Source organism: Streptomyces sp. NPDC006134 (assembly GCF_040628835.1).
Classification (GTDB): domain Bacteria; phylum Actinomycetota; class Actinomycetes; order Streptomycetales; family Streptomycetaceae; genus Streptomyces.
The window spans coordinates 1-18,027 of record NZ_JBEXTV010000056.1 but is presented as its reverse complement, the minus strand read 5'-3'; the positions used below and the strand labels follow the sequence as shown (position 1 = coordinate 18,027).

11 protein-coding genes and 4 pseudogenes are annotated in these 18,027 nt (G+C 73.0%); 12 read left to right on the top strand and 3 right to left on the bottom strand.

The genetic code is table 11. From position 1 onward, the window contains the following. Window positions 1-41: 41 nt before the first annotated feature. Window positions 42-515, bottom strand: coding sequence for a DUF6643 family protein (locus ABZ340_RS29115; protein WP_358784819.1), 474 nt, complete (start codon window positions 513-515; stop codon window positions 42-44). A gap of 525 nt (window positions 516-1,040) precedes the next feature. Further along, window positions 1,041-2,237 carry a glycosyltransferase gene (locus ABZ340_RS29110; RefSeq protein ID WP_358784818.1) on the bottom strand — a complete coding sequence of 399 codons (1,197 nt, stop codon included), beginning with the start codon at window positions 2,235-2,237 and terminating at the stop codon, window positions 1,041-1,043. A 39-nt stretch (window positions 2,238-2,276) separates the two neighbouring features. On the opposite strand from ABZ340_RS29110, the gene ABZ340_RS29105 reads away from it, so the two are divergent. The 6 genes from ABZ340_RS29105 to ABZ340_RS29080 all read left to right on the top strand — a co-directional run bounded on the left by ABZ340_RS29105 (window position 2,277) and on the right by ABZ340_RS29080 (window position 8,916). After that, entirely contained in the window at window positions 2,277-3,062 is a 786-nt protein-coding gene (locus ABZ340_RS29105; RefSeq protein WP_358784849.1) for an aspartate/glutamate racemase family protein, read from the top strand. 105 nt (window positions 3,063-3,167) lie between these two features. Further along, window positions 3,168-3,713, top strand: coding sequence for a hypothetical protein (locus tag ABZ340_RS29100; protein WP_358784817.1), 546 nt, complete (start codon window positions 3,168-3,170; stop codon window positions 3,711-3,713). A 180-nt stretch (window positions 3,714-3,893) separates the two neighbouring features. Then, window positions 3,894-5,504, top strand: coding sequence for an apolipoprotein N-acyltransferase (gene lnt, locus ABZ340_RS29095; RefSeq protein ID WP_358784816.1), 1,611 nt, complete (start codon window positions 3,894-3,896; stop codon window positions 5,502-5,504). Window positions 5,505-5,561: 57 nt separating this feature from the next. Next, a complete protein-coding gene (locus tag ABZ340_RS29090) occupies window positions 5,562-6,041 on the top strand; it encodes an NUDIX domain-containing protein (protein WP_358784815.1) in 480 nt (159 codons plus the stop codon). A 54-nt stretch (window positions 6,042-6,095) separates the two neighbouring features. Further along, a complete protein-coding gene (locus ABZ340_RS29085; protein WP_358784814.1) occupies window positions 6,096-6,896 on the top strand; it encodes a 3-hydroxybutyrate dehydrogenase in 801 nt (266 codons plus the stop codon). A gap of 76 nt (window positions 6,897-6,972) precedes the next feature. Continuing rightward, window positions 6,973-8,916: a GAF domain-containing protein gene (locus ABZ340_RS29080; protein WP_358784813.1), complete on the top strand. Its 1,944-nt coding sequence runs from the start codon at window positions 6,973-6,975 to the stop codon at window positions 8,914-8,916. 385 nt (window positions 8,917-9,301) lie between these two features. Here ABZ340_RS29080 and ABZ340_RS29075 read toward each other — a convergent pair whose 3' ends face one another. Further along, a complete protein-coding gene (locus ABZ340_RS29075) occupies window positions 9,302-10,045 on the bottom strand; it encodes a class I SAM-dependent methyltransferase (protein ID WP_358784812.1) in 744 nt (247 codons plus the stop codon). Between the two features lie 591 nt (window positions 10,046-10,636). Between ABZ340_RS29075 and ABZ340_RS29070 the strand changes: the two genes are divergently transcribed. From ABZ340_RS29070 to ABZ340_RS29045, 6 genes and pseudogenes are all read left to right on the top strand, one after another. Next, on the top strand, window positions 10,637-11,344 hold the full coding sequence (locus ABZ340_RS29070) for a hypothetical protein (protein ID WP_358784811.1): 708 nt from the start codon (window positions 10,637-10,639) through the stop codon (window positions 11,342-11,344). Between the two features lie 130 nt (window positions 11,345-11,474). Beyond that, a pseudogene (locus ABZ340_RS29065) lies at window positions 11,475-12,335 on the top strand (transposase family protein); the annotation flags it as partial. 301 nt (window positions 12,336-12,636) lie between these two features. Continuing rightward, window positions 12,637-13,184, top strand: a pseudogene (locus ABZ340_RS29060) (XRE family transcriptional regulator). A 1,358-nt stretch (window positions 13,185-14,542) separates the two neighbouring features. Beyond that, a pseudogene (locus tag ABZ340_RS29055) lies at window positions 14,543-14,806 on the top strand (hypothetical protein); the annotation flags it as partial. Window positions 14,807-15,004: 198 nt separating this feature from the next. After that, a pseudogene (locus ABZ340_RS29050) lies at window positions 15,005-15,739 on the top strand (hypothetical protein); the annotation flags it as partial. A gap of 782 nt (window positions 15,740-16,521) precedes the next feature. Then, window positions 16,522-18,027: ALF repeat-containing protein (locus ABZ340_RS29045; RefSeq protein ID WP_358784810.1), on the top strand; the 1,506-nt coding region annotated here is incomplete at its 3' end.

Genomic DNA, 18,027 nt, shown 5'->3' with positions numbered 1-18,027 from the left:
GGGCCATCCTGCCAGGAGGCACCGACAGCCCCGGAAGCGGATCAGTAGCCGCGGTACTGCTGGTTGTTGTACGGGTCCTGGTACGGCGCGGGCGCCGGTGCGGGGCGCGGGGCCGCGGGGCGCATCGCCTCGTACCCCGCGGGGCCGGGCGCCGCCGGACGCGGCGGCTGCGGCTGCGGGCCGGGGTAGCCGCGCGGCGCGGTCGCCTGCTGCGGGATGTAGGGGGCGGGTGCCTGCTGCAGCGGGGCGTGCTGCAACGGGGCGTGCTGCAGCGGGGCGTGCTGCGGAGCCTGCGCCGGATAGCCGTGCACGGGTTGGGACGGGGCCGCCGGGAGGGCGGGCATCGCCGAGGGGAGCGCGGGCAGCTGGCTGCCCGGCGCATCGTACGCGGCCGGGACCCGGATCGGGGCGATCTGCGGGGTGCCCCGCTCGGCCACGAGCGAGTCGTAGATGGGGGTGTCCCGGAAGGAGGCGGAGTGGTAGCCGCCACCATAAGTGGAGCGGGGGGAGGTCATGGCACATAAGTTAAGCCCACGATGTGCTGGTTGGGGAGACCGATAAGAGGGTTGTTTTCCGTGTCCGCAGTGACGGGGGGTCCCTAATGCGAGCGAATTTCGCATAAGGGGGCGTCACGCCGAGCGATCTTCCGGTAATGGGCGATTTTCGGGAGGGTTGTCGACGGCCGCCCGCCGGGGTTCTCCCGGCTCCCTCGGCCGGCCCCTGCGTCCGCCTCGACGACGGTGACCGCACCGGAGCCGTGGCGGCCCGCGAGAACCTCACCGTCAGCCTCGACCACCGGCACGCCTTCCGGCACATCCTCGTCTGCGTGGTCTGCATGACCGTCTGCGAAGGGGCGCGCCCCTTCGCCGGCCCGCACGCCACGGTCACCCCGCGCCCGCATCCGCCCCCACGTCCGGAGCGAGGCCCGTCACCGGGCGCCCGAGCACGGCGTGAGCCCTCGGTGGACCGTCGGCCGTGCCCACGGCCGGGCCTGGACCGGCCCCCCGGCCGGAAGCGAAGCCGGCCCCGGGCAGCCGCGCTCAGCCCTCGTCGGGCACGGCGTCCGGGCGCGCGTACGTACGGCCCTTCCAGGCCGAGCCGCGCCCCCGGTGGTGCTGCACCGCGGAGTCGACCGTCATCAGCAGGTACAGCGACGCGGTGAACGGCAGCAGGGGAGCGAGCCAGGGCGGCTGCCCGTAGTGGCGCAGCATCGGCAGGTACGTTCCCGCCATCACCAGCCACGCCAGGCCGCCGCACACCACCGCCGCCGCACTGCCGCCGATCGCGCCCGCCGCCACGGCCACCGGCGGCACCAGGTACACCAGCGCCAGCCCCGCGACCGTCCCGGCCAGCACGAGCGGGTTGTACCGCAGCTGCGCGTACGCGCTGCGCGACACCATCCGCCACAGGTCGTCCAGCCGCGGATACGGGCGCACGCTGTCCACCCGGTCGGCCAGCCCCAGCCAGATGTGCCCCCCGCCGTCCTTCACCGCCCGCGCGAGCGCCACGTCGTCGATGACGGCGTGCCGGATGGCCTCCGGGATCCGTGCCCGCTCGGCGGCCTCGGCGCGCAGCAGCACGCAGCCGCCCGCCGCGGCGGCCGTCCGCGCCTTCCTCCGGCCGATCCGGCGGAACGGATACAGCTGGGCGAAGAAGTAGACGAAGGCCGGCACGACGAGCCGCTCCCACGTGCTGCGCACCCGCAGCCGGGCCATCTGGGAGACGACGTCGAAACCACCGGTGCGGGCCGCCGCCACCAGCTGCCGCAGGCTGTCCGGGGCGTGGGCGATGTCGGCGTCCGTCAGCAGCAGGTACTCGGGTCCACGCGCGCGTGCCAGCCCGATGCCGTGCCGGACCGCCCAGAGCTTGCCGGTCCAGCCCGCGGGCGGCTCACCGCCGGGCGAGTCCACGGTGAGCGGCAGCCCGCCGTGGCGCCGCGCCAGCGCGCGGGCCAGCTCCCCGGTGCCGTCGGAGCTGCCGTCGTCGATCAGGAAGACCTCCGCCCGCCCCGGATAGTCCTGCGCGAGCAGCGACGGCAGGCTCGCCGGCAGGACCGCGGCCTCGTCGCGCGCCGGCACGATCACGCACACCGACGGCCACACGTCCGGTTCCCTCCGCGGCGGCAGCCGGACGTCCGTGCGCCAGAAGAAGCCCTGGCCGAGCAGCAGCCACAACCAGGCGGCGAGGGATACGGCGGCGATCCACACAACGGCGCTCACGTGCGCAGTCTGCCCCACGAGAAGGGCCCGGCGACGGGCATCGTCTATCGTGGCCGGGTGAAGATCGCGCTCATGGACTCCGGAATCGGGCTGCTGGCGGCCACCGCCGCGGTGCGGCGCCTGCGCCCCGACGCCGATCTCGTGCTCTCCCTGGACCCCGACGGGATGCCCTGGGGACCGCGGACCCCCGAGGACCTGACCCGGCGCGCTCTCGCCGTCGCCGAGGCCGCCGCGGCCCACCGCCCGGACGCCCTGATCGTCGGCTGCAACACCGCCACCGTGCACGCGCTGCCGGCCCTGCGCGCCCGGCTGGAGCCGGAGATCCCGGTCATCGGCACCGTTCCGGCGATCAAGCCCGCCGCGGCCGGTGGCGGCCCCGTGGCGATCTGGGCGACGCCCGCCACCACCGGCAGCCCTTACCAGCGCGGCCTCATCCGTGACTTCGCCGACGGCGTCCCGGTCACCGAGGTGCCCTGCCCCGGACTCGCCGACGCCGTCGAACGCGCGGACGAGACGGCGATCGACGCCGCCGTCGCGGCGGCCGCCGCCCTGACCCCGGAGGAGGTGACGACCGTCGTCCTGGGCTGCACCCACTACGAGCTGGTCGCCGAGCGCATCCGGGCCGCCGTGCAGCGCCCCGGCTCCCCGCCCCTCGTCCTGCACGGCTCCGCCGGAGCCGTCGCCGCCCAGGCGCTGCGCCGGATCGGCGCCCGGCCCGAGCCCGCCGCCCCGTCCGACGGCACCCTGACCGTGCTGCTCAGCGGACGGCAGGGCCCGCTGCCCGCCGCCGCCCTGGCCTACGAGGAAGGCCGGCTGCTGGAGGCCGCCACCCCCGCCCGGTAGCAGCCGCGCGGACCGGACGCTCCCCATGGCGGCGTGCGCCCGGCCGGCCCAGTCACCCTTCGCGACGAGGTACCCGCACAGCGAAACCTGAGTAATCTCGTATGCATGAGGGACCACCGCCACGGCGAGCACGCCCCGCCCCCCGACGTCTGGACCGGACGGGCCACGAACCGGGTCCAGTGGCTGCTGGCGCTCATCGGCGCGGCCTGCCTGGCCCTCGGGATCGCGCTGGCCGTCGACTCGGCGTGGGAGTCCGGCATCGCCCCGCTCGTCATGGCCGTCGTCGGCTGCATCGCGGCCGGCCTGCTGGTCCTCTTCGGCACGCTGGCCTTCGTCCACGTCGCCCTCAGAGTCGACGAGGACTGCCTGGAAGTGCGCTGCGGGCACATCGGCGTGCCCCGGCGCCGCATCCCCCTCTCCCATGTGGCGGGCGCGGAGTTCGCGCCGCACGTCACCCCGCGCCACTGGGGCGGATGGGGCTATCGCTGGCGCCCCGAGAAGGGCACCGCCGTCGTCGTCCGGCGCGGCGAGGGCGTCATCCTGCGCCTGTGGGACGGCCACACGTTCACGGTCACCGTGGACGACGCGGAGGCGGCCGTCCGCGTCATCAAGGACCGGCTGCGCCCGAAGGCGTCCGACCCGGCCCACTGAGCCCGGACCGCGGCGCGCCCGTCCCGGCGGCGCGGCACGCCGTCCGCGCGTGAGGCCATGCCGAGCGTGCCGCCCTCCGCACCGCCTGCCCACGGCACCGCGGATCAGCACGCCGTCCCGCCCGCGGCGGCCCCGGACCGCGCTCGTCCGCCGCACAGCCGCCCGCCGTACACTCCGGGAGTGACCGTCACCGCAACCCCCGTCGGCGAGCCGGACCGGCTGCAGTCGCGGACCGCGCCCGCCGCGCGCGGCTCGCGGCTCGCACGCTGCGTCCCGGCCGTCGCAGCCGCGCTCTGCGGCCTGCTGCTCTACGTCAGCTTCCCGCCCCGCACCCTGTGGTGGCTGGCCGTGCCCGCCTTCGCCGGTCTCGGGTGGGTGCTGCGCGGACGCGGCTGGAAGGCGGGCCTCGGCCTCGGCTACCTGTTCGGGCTCGGTTTCCTGCTGCCGCTGCTGGTGTGGACCGGCGTGGAGGTCGGCCCCGGCCCCTGGCTCGCCCTGGCGGCGATCGAGGCGGTCTTCGTCGCGCTGGCCGGCGCGGGCGTCGCGGCGGTGTCGAAGCTGCCCGCCTGGCCGGTGTGGGCGGCGGCGCTGTGGACCGCGGGAGAGGCCGCACGCGCGCGCGTGCCCTTCGAGGGCTTCCCCTGGGGCAAGATCGCCTTCGGCCAGGCGGACGGGGTGTTCCTGCCCCTGGCGGCGGTGGGCGGCACACCGCTGCTCGGGTTCGCGGTCGTCCTGTGCGGCTTCGGCCTGTACGACGTCGTACGCCTGGCCCTGCGGGCGCGGCGCACCCGCGTCCTGCGGCGGGGCGCGGCGGCCGTGGCCCTGCTGAGCGTGGCCCTCCCGGTGGCGGGGGCGCTGGCCGCCCGCCCGCTGGTCGACGACGCGGCCGAGGACGGCACCGCGACCGTCGCCGTGGTCCAGGGCAACGTGCCCCGCGCGGGCCTCGACTTCAACGCCCAGCGACGGGCCGTACTCGACTACCACGCGCGCGAGACGCGGCGGCTGGCCGCCGAGGTCGAGGCGGGCAAGGTCGCACGGCCCGACTTCGTGCTGTGGCCGGAGAACTCCTCCGACATCGACCCGTTCGCCAACCCCGACGCGCGCACCGTCATCGACGAGGCGGCCCGGGTGATCGGCGCGCCCATCTCGGTCGGCGGCGTCGTGGAACGCGACGGCAGGCTCTACAACGAGCAGATCCTGTGGGACCCGGCCGAGGGGCCCGTCGACATCTACGACAAGCGGCAGATCCAGCCGTTCGGCGAGTACCTCCCGCTGCGCTCGCTCATCGGCGCGATCAACAGCGACTGGACGTCGATGGTCCGCCAGGACTTCAGCCGGGGCAGCGACCCCGGCGTGTTCACCATGGACGGCACCCGGGTCGGCCTCGTCACCTGCTACGAGGCCGCCTTCGACTGGGCCGTGCGCTCCGAGGTCACCGACGGCGCCCAGATGATCTCCGTGCCCAGCAACAACGCGACCTTCGACCGCAGCGAGATGACCTACCAGCAGCTCGCCATGTCCCGTATCCGCGCGGTCGAGCACAGCCGGACCGTCACCGTGCCGGTGACCAGCGGCGTCAGCGCGATCATCATGCCCGACGGGCGGATCACGCAGAAGACCGGCATGTTCGTCGCCGGCTCCCTGGTGCAGGAGGTGCCGCTGCGCTCCTCCACGACGCCCGCCACCCGGCTGGGCGTCCTCCCGGAGACCGCCCTCGTCCTGGTCGCCGCGGGCGGGCTCGGCCTGGCGATCGGGGCGGGCGTGCGCGGGCGGCGCGCCGGTGGCGTGTAGCCGCACGACCCTCGCGGGTGCGCGAGGCGGCCGGCGCGGCCTTTTAGGGTCGGGCCCATGGCTACTCCCGATTTCATCCGCGAGCTCCGCGCCTCGGCCGGACACCAGCTGCTGTGGCTCCCCGGAGTCACCGCCCTCGTCTTCGACGACCAGGACAGAGTGCTGCTGAACCGCAGGTCCGACACCCGCCGCTGGTCGGTCGTCGGCGGCATCCCGGAGCCGGGTGAGCAGCCCGCCGCCTGCGCCGTGCGCGAGGTGTACGAGGAGACCGCGGTGCGGTGCGTCGCCGAGCGGGTCGTGCTCGTCCAGGCACTGGACCCGGTGACGTACGACAACGGCGACGTCTGCCAGTACATGGACATCACGTTCCGCTGCCGTGCCGTCGGGGGCGAGGCCCGGGTCAACGACGACGAGTCGCTGGAGGTGGGCTGGTTCGCGGTGGACGCGCTGCCCGACCTCCACGAATTCTCCCTGTTCCGGATCAAGCAGGCCATGTCGGACGGGCCTACGTGGTTCGACACCACCGAGTCGGGCTGAACTGTAGGACGTGATCACATGGGGCAGAGCGTGAGGGCTTCCTAGGGTCGTGCCATGACCTCGCCCAGCGCCCTCCCGGGACCCCACGCCCCCACGCTCGACCTCGGCGGCCGCACCGCACTCGTCACCGGAGCCGCCGGCGGCATCGGCCGCGCCTGCGCGCTGCGGCTGGCGGCCGCCGGGGCCGAGGTCAGAGCAGTCGACCGGGACGCCGCCGGACTGGCGGAGCTCGCCGGGCACGCCCGCGGCCTGGCGGGCGCCGTCGAGCCGCGCGTCGTCGACCTGACCGACCTCGACGCCGCCGAACGCGCCGCCGCCGGCACCGACATCCTCGTCAACAACGCCGGGCTGCAACGGGTGCGACCCCTGGAGGAGTTCCCGCCCGACGTCTTCCACACCATGCTCACCGTGATGCTGGAGGCACCGTTCCGGCTGATCCGCGGAGCCCTGCCGCACATGTACGGGCAGGGCTGGGGCCGCATCGTGAACGTCTCCTCCGTCCACGGCCTGCGCGCCTCGCCCTACAAGGCGGCCTACGTCGCCGCCAAGCACGGCCTGGAAGGGCTCTCCAAGACCGCCGCCCTCGAAGGCGCCGCCCACGGTGTCACGTCGAACTGCGTGAACCCGGGCTACGTCCGCACCCCGCTGGTCGAGAAACAGCTCGCCGACCAGTCCCGGGCGCACGGCATCCCCGAGGAGCGGGTCCTGACGGACGTGCTGCTGCGGGACAGCGCGCTCAAACGGCTCGTCGAACCGGAGGAGGTCGCCGAGGCCGTGGCGTACCTGTGCGGTCCGCAGGCGTCCTTCGTGACCGGCACCTCGCTCGTCCTGGACGGCGGCTGGACGGCGCACTGAGCCCGGCGCGGCCCGGGTCCCGCCGAGTTTTCCACAGGGCTGCCACGGCGGCCGGGCGATGGGGAATCCTGTGAGCATGTCCCGCGATCATGTGCAGCCCGCCGAGCGCCCCGCCACCGCCGCCGGGGCGCCGGCCGGCACCGAGACGCCGTTCCTGGAGCTGCTGGCCCGCGGCGCGTCCGCCGACGCCTACGAGCAGCCGGTACTGCTCGCCCGCGCCGAAGGCGGGCCGGCCGACCGGATCGCCGCGCTGGAACGGGCCAAACTGCTCGCGCTGCGGGTGCGCAGCGAGCTGGAGGGGCGGCGCCGGCGGGAGGCCGAACTGTCGGCCCTCTTCGAAACCGCCCACGACCTGGCCGGACTGCGGGACGTGGACGCCGTCCTGCGGGCGATCGTGCAGCGCGCCCGCTCCCTGCTCGGCACGGACGTGGCCTACCTCAGCCTGAACGACCCCGCCCGGGGCGACACCTACATGCGCGTGACCGAGGGCTCGGTCGCGGCCCGTTTCCAGCAGCTGCGCCTGGGCATGGGGGAGGGCCTCGGCGGCCTCGTCGCCCAGACCGCCCGCCCCTACGTCACCGACGACTACTTCCAGGACGACCGCTTCCAGCACACGCGCACCATCGACGGGGCCGTGCGCGACGAAGGGCTCGTGGCCATCCTCGGCGTCCCCCTGATGCTCGGGCACCACGTCATCGGCGTGCTGTTCGCCGCCGACCGGCGGGCCCGGGTCTTCGAGCGGGAGCAGATCGCCCTCCTCGGTTCCTTCGCCGCCCTCGCGGCGGCGGCCATCGACACCGCGAACCTGCTCACCGAGACCCGCTCGGCCCTCGCCGGCCTGGAGCGGGCCAACGAGATCATCCGGGACCGCAGCGCCGTCATCGAACGCGCCTCCGACGTCCACGACCGCCTCGCGGAGCTGGTCCTGCGGGGCGGCGGGGTGCACGACGTGGCCGCCGCCGTCTCCGAGGTCCTCGACGGCACCGTCGAGTTCACCGAGGCCGGCGCCGCACCGGCCGACGCCCTGGAGGCGTCCCGCACCGAGGGGCACGCGGTACGGCACGGGGACGACTGGATCGCCGCGGTCACCGCCGGCGGCGAACAGCTCGGCGCGCTCGTGCTGCGCGGCCACCCCGGACTCGACCCGGTCGACCAGCGCACCCTGGAGCGCGCCGCCATGGTCACCTCGCTGCTGCTCCTCGCGCGCCGGTCCGCCGCCGAGGCCGAACAGCGCGTCCGCGGCGAGCTGCTGGACGACCTCCTCGACGCCCGCGACCGCGACCCGCGGCTGCTGCACGACCGCGCCCGGCGGCTGCACGCCGACCTCGGCGCCACCCACACCGTGCTCGCAGCCCGCCTCGACAGCCCCGCGGCCGACGCCGACCAGGAGGCGGACGCCCGCCGGCGCCTGTGGGCCGCCGCCTCCCACCTCGCCGCGACACGACACGGCCTGGCCGCCGCCCGCGACGGCGGCACCGTCCTGCTGCTGCCCCTCGGCCCGGGGCAGACCGCCACCGACGCGGCCCGCCGCACCGCCCGGTACCTCGGCGCGGCCGTCCACGAGGCCGTCACGGTCGGCGCCTCCGCCCCCGTCGAGGACCTGGCCGCCCACCCCGACGCGGTGGCCACCGCCTACGCGGAGGCCCGGCGCTGCCTGGACGCCCTGCGCCTGCTCGGCCGCTCGGGGGACGGCGCCGCCGCCGAGGACTTCGGCTTCCTGGGGCTCCTCCTGGCCGGGAACGGGGACATCGCGGGCTTCGTCGACCGCACCATCGGCGAGGTCATCGCGTACGACGAGCGGCGCGGCACCGAACTGCTGCGCACCCTCGACGCGTACTTCGCCTGCGGCATGAGCCCGGCCCGCACCAAGAACGAACTCCACGTCCACGTGAACACGGTCGCGCAGCGTCTGGAACGCGTCGGCCGTCTCCTGGGCGAGGACTGGCACAGCCCCGCCCGCGCCCTGGAGATACAACTCGCCCTGCGCCTGCACAGCCTGTCGGCACCGGCACAGCGCTGACCGCTCCCGGAGACCGGGCGTGAGCGGTACCGGCGAACGGGGCCGGGCCTCTCCGCCGCCCGCGTGCGCGCCGCGGCCCGATGCCCGTACGGGACCTCCTGTCCTGAGCCGGCTCTTCTTCGGTGGCGGCGGTGCCGGGGAACCAGCTCAGGGCGTGGTGGCGTCTGCCCTGGTGGTGGGGGGGCAGGAGGGTGTCCGGCGGGCACCGGATCTCTGCCACGGTGAGCGGGGCGAGGGCTGGTCCGTTTCTGCTGCCCCCTTGCGTCGCCGTCGGCCTGGGCGGCGGGAACGGTGAGGACGGCGTGGGCGAGCACGGCCAGGGGGATGTGCCGGTACCGGCGGGTGGCCGGCCTGCCGTGTGCCCGGCCGCAGGCAGCGCGTGTGGTCACGGCGCCGGGCGCTGGACGCGCAGTACGTGCTGGTCGTGGCGGAGGGCGTACCCGCCGTCGCCGTCGGCGAAGTGCCGGCGGACGTATGCCTCGATCGCTTCCCTGGGCGGGTGCGGGGTGCCGGGGACGCTGAGGAGGAAGCCGGCGACCGTGACGGTCTCGTCCAGATCCCGGCTGCGGTAACAGGCCGGCACGACGTCCAGTCCTGCGCCGCCGGCCAGGCCCGGCGGGAGCGTGCTGAGCTCGTCGGCGAGTTCCTCCAGGTCGAAGCGCCGGCCGGTGAAGTGTCGCACCATGCGCATGCAGGCGTTGTCGGGATCCTGCAGTACGACGAGCAGGACACCGCCCGGCGCCACCCACTCCATGACGCGCGCCACCGTCGCCGCCCACTGCGCGCGCGGAACGTAGTACAGCACGTGGGACAGCAGCGCCAGATCGGCCTGTGCGTCCACCCGAGCCTCGAGGACCGGCTCGGCCATCACCTCGGCCTGCGGGCAGGCTTGTGCCAGGGCGCGCCGCATCGGTGCGCTCGGCTCGATGCAGACGGTGCGCTGGAAGTACGGGGCGATATGCCGTGTCGTCGTGCCGTCGGCGGCGCCCACGTCCAAGAACACCCGCCGGGCAGGCAGCCGCTCGATGATGCCTTGCAGGTAGGCGTGGGTGGTGGACTTCTCATCGGTCCCGGCGAGGAACCTGTCGAAGGCCTCCAGATAGGCGTCCTCGTCCGGCCGCAGTTCCATGTCCCGCGCTCCCTTCGACCCTGGCGGCACGTCCCGGTGTGCCGGCGGTGACCTGTCGACGATGCGACAGTGACATGACCAACGCGTCCGTTCGCTGAGCGGCACCGCTGTGCCGGGGGCGTGAGGGAGCGCGAGCGGCGCGGCGCACGCTCCGCCATCGGTGAAGGTGTTCCGCCCGTCCTTCCGCGGAGGGCATCGTCCGACGATGCTACGACTCTGCCGTCACGTGCCGGCACCTGCGGCGTCTTCGGAGCCTGGCGTTGTGGGCCCGGCGGGCACAGGAGACATCACCACGGTACGGACGACGGGCGCTCGCACCTCGCCGACGACCGCCGAGGCCGGCGGTCACACAAACGTCCCGAACCGCCGGCTCCCCGGACCGGATCCCCTCTGGGAGCAGCAGATGCCGTTCGGGCCGCTCCGGAGCGGTGCCGAGTTCCGGGAACACCCGCTCGCGTGTCGGTGTGGAGGGAGGGACGGGTGAGACGGCCGCCGTCTTGGCGAAACGCAAGGAAAGTGTTGGTTCAGCAGACTTCACGGAGCGTCAAATCACTTTAAAATAAGCCCCCTTGAGGTAGACGGGGGAGAGCGATGAGCGAGGAGCTGACGCTCGGGCAAGTTGTGATGATTGCTCTGCTCTGCTGGTCGGTCTATGCGCTGTTCGTCAAGATCCGCGGAGCTGTGCACCGGAAGGGACTTCCGGAGCCGTCGCTCCCTCCTGACCAGTTGGAGGCGTACCAGGGGCAGGCGTTCCGCGAGATCTGCCGACGGGCAGTGCGCCCGGGTCCGCACGTGGTGATGACGGACTATTTCGCCCGGCGAGGATGGAACCGGGCGGATGTCTTCCTCATCCTGGCCGAGCCGCTCAAGCACAAACTGATCAAGGTCAGCGGCTGGCGGTTCGGCGAGTACAGCGTGACGCGCAAGGGCTGGTCCGAGTACGAGCGCAAGTTCATATGGATGGGAGGCGAAGGAGTGCACATCTCCTCTGCGTCGGGTGGCTTCGTCGTGGCAAACGTCCACAGCCCGCAGGCCGTGGCCCACGGCGGCTACGGCAACCGAACGAATACGCCCGACGTTCCCCACCAGCGGCTGATCGACGCCCTGCGCGCGGACGCGGACACCGCGACGCCCGATGAGGCCGTGCGGGCGCGGGAATACGCCGACGACCTGGCCTCGGCCGTCGACGCGCAGGACGCCGACAGGACGGGCCGCATCCTCGGAAGGATCAACGCCCTCCTGTCCACGGCCACAGCCGCCTTCACCCTGACCCGCGGCCTGCTGCCCCCCGGCCCGTAGGCGGAGACCGGATCCCGGTCGCGGTCTTCCGGAGCCGGTGGCGTCTCTCGGTCATGACTCCGCGGCCTCGGAGCGGCGGTCGGTTCCGGCGCGGTACTTCGGAGAACGCGGCCCTGGGTGACTGCGGCCGATGCGACAGGCGGCCACCTTCGCAACGAGACCGATCAGCCGCCCACGCCGGCCTGCCGGCCGCTCACGGCTCGGTTCCCGGCAGCCGGGACACATCGCCGTGGTGAAACAGGTGGCGGTACGGCACCCAGGCGCTGCACCAGACAGCGCAGGCGAGGGCTCGACCGCGAGCGCGGCTCCCGGGCAGGGCGAAGAAGAGCAGCCCGACGCCGGCTGCCAGGCCACCGAAGGCCGGGACCCACCGCAATTCCTGTGCTGCCCACGCGTGTGCTCCCACCGTCGGCAGTGCACCTCGACCGCCAAGGCGCAGCAGCCGAGAGGGCTGCGGCGTAGCCGACGTACAGCAAGTAGCGCTGCCGGCGTCGCAGCTCCGGCTGCGGAGACGGCCCGGACGGCCGGGGCGGTGCTGCATGGACGACCGACACCGCTTGCGTATGAGGTTGCCACCGCCCGTAAGCGCGCGCGGATTCCGACGTCGCGTCTTCTTCTTGAGCGCACGCCTGGAAAAAGGGGCGGTGAGGCGAGGGGATTCGTGTCTCTCTGTGAACGCTTCTCATTCTGTGGTTTGCGGGTGATGACGGCTGGTGGTCAGGGCCGTGACGCGGCAGGGCTCCTGGTCGTTTCGGCTGGTGATCTCACTCGCCAACGCCTCGACGCAGAAGCTCTGTTGGTCCCGTATCGAGCCATGCTCGACCTCCCGCACGAGGTCGTCGAGCACGTTTCCTGGCTCATCCACGCCCGAAGGTGTGAGCTGAACTCCCGCCGGCGCAGGTCGGGCTGCTTCCGACAGGCTCTGCTCGTCCTGGTGCACCTGCGCAAGAACGAAACCCTGGCCCAGGTCGCTGAAGGGTTCGGCGTCTCCACCGCCGCCGCCGGCCAGTACGCCACGGAAACGGTGGACATCCTCGCCGAGCGGACCCCGACCCTGTACGAGGCCCTGCGCGAGCTGCTGCCAGAGGGGTTCGTCGTCCTCGACGGCACGCTGATCGCCACCGACCGCATCGCGGCGGACGAGCCGTACCACTCGATGAAGCACCGCCGTCACGGGATGAACGTACAGGCGGTGGCAACACGACTTGCGCGAGATTCGGAAGACCCGGTTCCGGCCGGCCCCGACGGCCGGGTCCCCACCCCCGAAGGGAGCTCAAGCCGTAGCGGGAGAGATCGAGGGCGCCATCGAGCGCACCGAACAGGAGACTTTCACCCGGGACCCCCAAGACCCTCAAGGGGCAGATCGGCTACCTGATCAGGCAATTGGGTACGGCCAAGGCGTGGCGGCGGAGATCGGAGTCACCGCGGACTCCGACAACCGCTACCGGCGGGGCGCCAGGAAGAACCCGCCCAAGGACATCGCCGCGAGAATCGATGCCGCCGTACGGCAGCCGTGGCAGCCCCGGGTCCGCGAGCGCCGGCGCCGCGAGGCCGCCCGCACCCGAGGGATCACCGTGGAGACCCGGGTCCGGTTCGGGTACACCGCGCCCGTCGGCACGACCGACGACGGACGCTTCCGGCGGCTCACCGTGCACCTCCCCCCCCGCAGTACGCGCGTCGCCTCTTCGATGCCCGAAACGCCGGGGCCGGCGACCGGCAGCTGCGCCAGATCATCGCCGAAGGATTCAAAGACGTGTACTTCCAGGACGGCGGAGCCCGCGCTGCGGGACTCTCGGACGTCGCCATCAACGTCATCGATTACCTGGATCTCGAATCCTGAAGCAGGAACCGGGTGACAACCACCCAGCCTTGGTGTGACTGAGCGCTTCAGTTGGCGAGTGGAGGGTGCTGTATCGACGGTTCGGGCGAGCTGGGCGGCGTAGGCGTCGAGCAACGGCTTCATCTGCCGGTAGAGGGGCACCTTGTTCTGCCGACGCCAGTGTCCGATGGTGAACCGGTCCAATCTCCACGACGTGTCGAGCTCGGGGTCCTTTCGGGCTTCGGTTGGCTTCGAACTGGGTCTCGCCTTGGGTGACTTGCGTCCAGTGGCAGGCCGTGACGGCGAGGCGTGCTCGGCCGTCGGAGATGTAGCGGGGACTGGGCCGGCGTTCCAGCTGGTCGGCGATCGGGCGCCATGCCTGTGGTGGCAGTGCCCAGTCGGTGAGGAGGGCGCGGCGGTGCTGGTAGTCGATCAGCGGTGAGGAGGCGAGTTCTACGGCGGTCGCGTCCAGGGCTCGTTCGTATGCTTCTGGGGTGCCCTGGCGGCGGGCCGGCTTGAGCTCTTCCCTGCGGCTTGTCCGCGGCTCTACGCTCGTCCGGTGTCCGCAAGCTCGCTGCCAGGCGTCAGCGCCATCACCCGGGGGAGACCGTGGACGTCCCGACGTTGATCCTTTTGGGGGCGGCGGGCGGTCTGCTGCGTGGGGTCGTGGACCTGTACGCCCGGTTCGTATGTTGGCAGGCTGACCGCAACGCCCATCGGCATGCGATCACGGCGGGGACGGCACAGGGAGAAGCTCCACGGTTCCAGGGGTACTTCGATGCCCCTGTCGACTTCGCCGCGGCCGTCGTGCACACCACGATGGGTGCCGGTGCCGCAGTGCTGTTCGGCACCACGGGGCAGATCAGCGGTGAGTACGCCGCCCTCGTCGTCGGCATGTCGGCGCCCGTGCTACTCACCCAACTCATCCGCATCCAGACCGTGAGCGAGGCGGTGACGGGCGACCGGCAGTCGGCAGGCGCGCAGGAAGCGGCCGCAGAGACCGGGGCGCAGCCAGCCGCCAGCGCTTCGGGCGGTGTGCATGGCGTCGCCGACGTGGGAACCGTGGGTGCCGGAGCCGTCGTAGCGTCGTCGGCTCGTGCGCTCCGAGCGGAGCCCCTGCCCGCGCCTTCGGCATCCCACTCAGACCAAGTTCAGCTACCAGCCTCTGCCGCAGAAGGCCCCACGCCCATCGCGCGGCCGGTGCCTTCGCCCAGGCCGCCAAGCGCGGTCGCGGACGCCCGCACGCCGGAGCGAGCCCTCGGCGAACTGCCTGCGGATCGATCACAGCCTCCGGGTCCCTCGCAACCCGGAGACGGTCCCTTCCCCGCGGACCCGGCCAGTGGCACGGGAACTAGCCGCGACGGTCGAAACGCTCCACGATGGCAGAGGACGGAGTTCGGGGAGGAGGGGCTGTGAACAGCGTTCCGCCACACCTGCTCAGCGAGGACCGCCAAGAATACGAGCGGCTCCTCGATGAGGCGCTGCGCTCTGCCCCGAACCGCCCGGACCTGGCTGCTGTGGGACAGCGGCTCAACCCCGAACAGCTGCGCACCATGGCACTCAGTGCCACCGCACTCATCACGGCGGCTGCGGCGACGGAGTACCAGCACTACGTCCGGCTCCGCGAAGAACTCCGCCACCCGGTGCCCCCGTACCAGTCCTCGCGCATTGCCCACTCGTCCTCAGGTTCGGGCTCGGCGCCCGCCTCTGCTCCGTCTGCTTCTCCGCGCTCCGACAGCCGATCGGTGGACCACCGTGCCCCGGCCCGTCTGGGCCGCCGCCTCGGGGCCGCCATCCTGGGCGCTGGACATCCAGGCGGCCGCGGGATCCGCAACGGAGTCGCTCCTCACCGGTGGGCCCGGATGTCCTACGGCCGCCGTCTGCTGGCAACAGTGCTTGGGCTGCACGTACGTCCAGAGGCACCAACGGTGGCAGCAGCGGAAGTACGGACACCGTGCCCGTCCTGGCAGCCGACGGTTGTCCGTGGAACCGGCTCCACGGAGAGGGACGCAAGCACGATGAGGCTCGCCGCAACCATGGGTGAGGTCGCCGAGTCCAAGGGGGCGAGTGTCGGCGCCACCGTCGCGGTCCTGGCACCCGTCCTCGCCGGAACTCTTGCGGTGATCTTCCTGATCATCGGATACATCCTGAAACTGCTCGACCCCGAGCCGGCGATCGCCCGGATCATGCTCACCACGGGGTGGATGTTCGGCGCCGTAGCCGCAGGTGCGACTCTGGTTGCGGCTGTCGCCCTGCTCTTCACTGCCCTACGCAACAGGCCCTCACTCGAAACCGGGCCCTACGGCGAGTTGAGCGAGGAGGTGGCACGGGCCAGAGAAGCCTGGCGCGAGGCGCTGCTGGAACGTGGCATCCTGCCGTTCCTGCAGGATGCCCTGGACGACCCCAGTACGGCGGTCCTGCGCCGTACGGCACCGCCGACGCCAACCACCCGTATGCCACAACTCGGCTACAACCGCCCCGGTTTCAGCAGCGCGGACGACGGCCCACGCCCGAGCTTCACCAGCCCGGATCACACCAGCCCGGACTTCGGAGGGCCGGAGCACCAGTCGGAGTGACACGCCGGAATCCGGGAGTTACGGATGCACTCAACTGGCTCAGAGGGCATTTGATCGGGTTGGCGCCGTCTCGTCCATTATGTGCTTGGCGAGATTGTCGATCGAGGCGACGTGGATCACGGCCTCAGAGCCGGCACCGCCAGCAGGACCGCACCGGTGCCCTGCTCAACTCGCCGAATCAAACGCTCAGTCACACTTGGCTCACCGGCGTCATCGGCCCGGAGGGTGACCCGGAACGACGGCCCTTCCGGGATGCGCAGTCGCAGAACGGAACGGTCGGTCTCCCGGCTGTGGTGTCGAGCGCCCGCGATACGGGACGGGAACCTCCACCCGGTGAACCTGTAAGGCTGCCACAGAGGGAAGGCGGCGCCTACCGGATCGATCAGCGTCGGCTGCTCGGGCTGCCGGGGCGGCCACGCACGCCGGTTCGGCTCCCGATGGCAGCCCGGTGAAGAGTCCCGCCGTCATCGTTCGCGCAGCGGGCCGGGCGCAGGCGGCCGGTCTCGGTTCAAGCTCTCCCGGCCGGGTCCCGGCTCACCGGTCCCCGGCCTCACGGGGGCGGAGCACCTGGCCACGACCTGTAAACGAACTGTAGTGCTAACGAAAAGTCGGTGTGATCTGTCATGATCATGAGCCTTGAAGTCCGGTGCTTGGCAAACCTTTCACCGATACGACGAGGTGAGTTACTTGTGAACCGAAGAAGTAGTGATCCGCGAGCGGAGAGGAGACCCCGGCGGGCAGCGCGCGCGCTGGCCGGGGGCTTGCTGCCGCTGGCTCTCGTGATGGGGCTGCTTGGCGGCACGGCCGTCGCGGCCGACGACCCCCTGTCCGACGACGGGTTGTTCAGCGGGCAGAGCGGCAGTCCCACACCGCTCACCGAGCGCGCCTTGGTCGTGGATCTGTACAAGAGCGGGGGCCCCGGGACCAAGGCGGCCGCCGAGGCGGCCCTCGCCGGCAGCGACGCAGACGTCAAGAACCTGTTGGCGGCCGCGCGGGAGCTGGGAATCCAGGACAACCGCGTCGCTGCGGCGCAGCTCGCCGGGATAGGCGGCACCGAACTCCTCGACTCCGCGCGCACGGCGCTGGCGGGAACGCCGGAAGACCTCGAGGCCTTCCTGTCGTCCGGCTGGGAGGCACCGCTCCAGCAGGACCAGCGCGTGCTGGTCGCGCAGGTCGTCAGTGCGGGTGGTCCCATAGTCCAGGAGGCGGGACAGGCCGCTTTGAGCGGTACGCCCGAGGACGTGCAGGAGTTCCTGTCGACCGGCCAGTACGAGGCGCGGGAGCAGGACAACCGGGTCGAGGCCGCGCAGATCATCAGCGCCGGTGGGCCCAATGTGAAGGCGGCGGGCCGACTCGCCCTGAGCGGCACTCCCGACGATGTCCAGGAGTTCCTGGACGTCGGTCAGTACGTCGCGCGCTCCCGCGACCAGGAGAGGGCCACCGTCGAGCAGCTGGCGGCCCAGGCCGAGAAGGCCGGGCGCCAGGCCGCCAAGGAGACCAGAGAAGCGAAGGAGGCGTCGGCGAAGGCGGTCAAGGCCGCCGAGATGGCCAAGGACGCGGCGAAGAAGGCCGCCGAGGAAGCGTCGTTGGCGCAGCGGGACTCAGTCGACGCCGCGGCCGCCGCCGGGCGCGCGGCCAAGGCCGCCAAGGAAGCGGCGACCGCCGCCCAGCACGCCATCGCCGCGGCCAACGCGGCCAACAACTCCGCCCGGGTCGCGGCCGACGCCGCCGCTCAGGCAGCCGCCGCCGCGGCGGGCGCCGCGCGTGCTTCTTCCCGCGCCCGCAGCGCCGCGGCTGACGCGGCGCGTGACGCGGCCGACGCCGACGGTGCCCGTAAGGCCGCCGTGGAGGCGCGGGCCGCCGCCAAGGGTGCCACCGATGCGGCCGACGCGGCCGACGAGGCGTCGAAAGCCGCTGCCGCGGCCGGCGCCGCGGCGCTCTCCGCCATCAGCGCCGGCGTGAACGCCGACGCGGCCGCGGACGCCGCCGTGACGGCGAGCAACTACGCCGATCAGAGCAGCGCCCAGGCCGCCGAGGCCCGTCGCGCCGCCGCCGCGGCCCGGCGCCACGCCGCCGAGGCCAACCGTGCGGCGACCGCCGCGGAGGCGCTCGCACGCAAGGCGGCCACCGCGGCGGCTCAGGCCCGAGACGAAGCCCGGTCGGCCGCCCCGCCCGCCCCAGCCGCGCCCCCCGCCCCCCCCGGGCCCCCCGTGAAACCGGGCCCCCGCGCCGCCGCCCCGCACCGCGCCCCCCCCCCCCCCACACGCCCCCCCCAGCGCCGCCCCACC

Coding starts and splice junctions, on each gene's coding strand:
- ABZ340_RS29115 (WP_358784819.1), bottom strand. CDS start 515: ATGACCTCCCCCCGCTCCACTTATGGTGGCGGCTACCACTCCGCCTCC.
- ABZ340_RS29100 (WP_358784817.1), top strand. CDS start 3,168: ATGAGGGACCACCGCCACGGCGAGCACGCCCCGCCCCCCGACGTCTGG.
- ABZ340_RS29090 (WP_358784815.1), top strand. CDS start 5,562: ATGGCTACTCCCGATTTCATCCGCGAGCTCCGCGCCTCGGCCGGACAC.
- ABZ340_RS29085 (WP_358784814.1), top strand. CDS start 6,096: ATGACCTCGCCCAGCGCCCTCCCGGGACCCCACGCCCCCACGCTCGAC.
- ABZ340_RS29080 (WP_358784813.1), top strand. CDS start 6,973: ATGTCCCGCGATCATGTGCAGCCCGCCGAGCGCCCCGCCACCGCCGCC.
- ABZ340_RS29075 (WP_358784812.1), bottom strand. CDS start 10,045: ATGGAACTGCGGCCGGACGAGGACGCCTATCTGGAGGCCTTCGACAGG.
- ABZ340_RS29070 (WP_358784811.1), top strand. CDS start 10,637: ATGAGCGAGGAGCTGACGCTCGGGCAAGTTGTGATGATTGCTCTGCTC.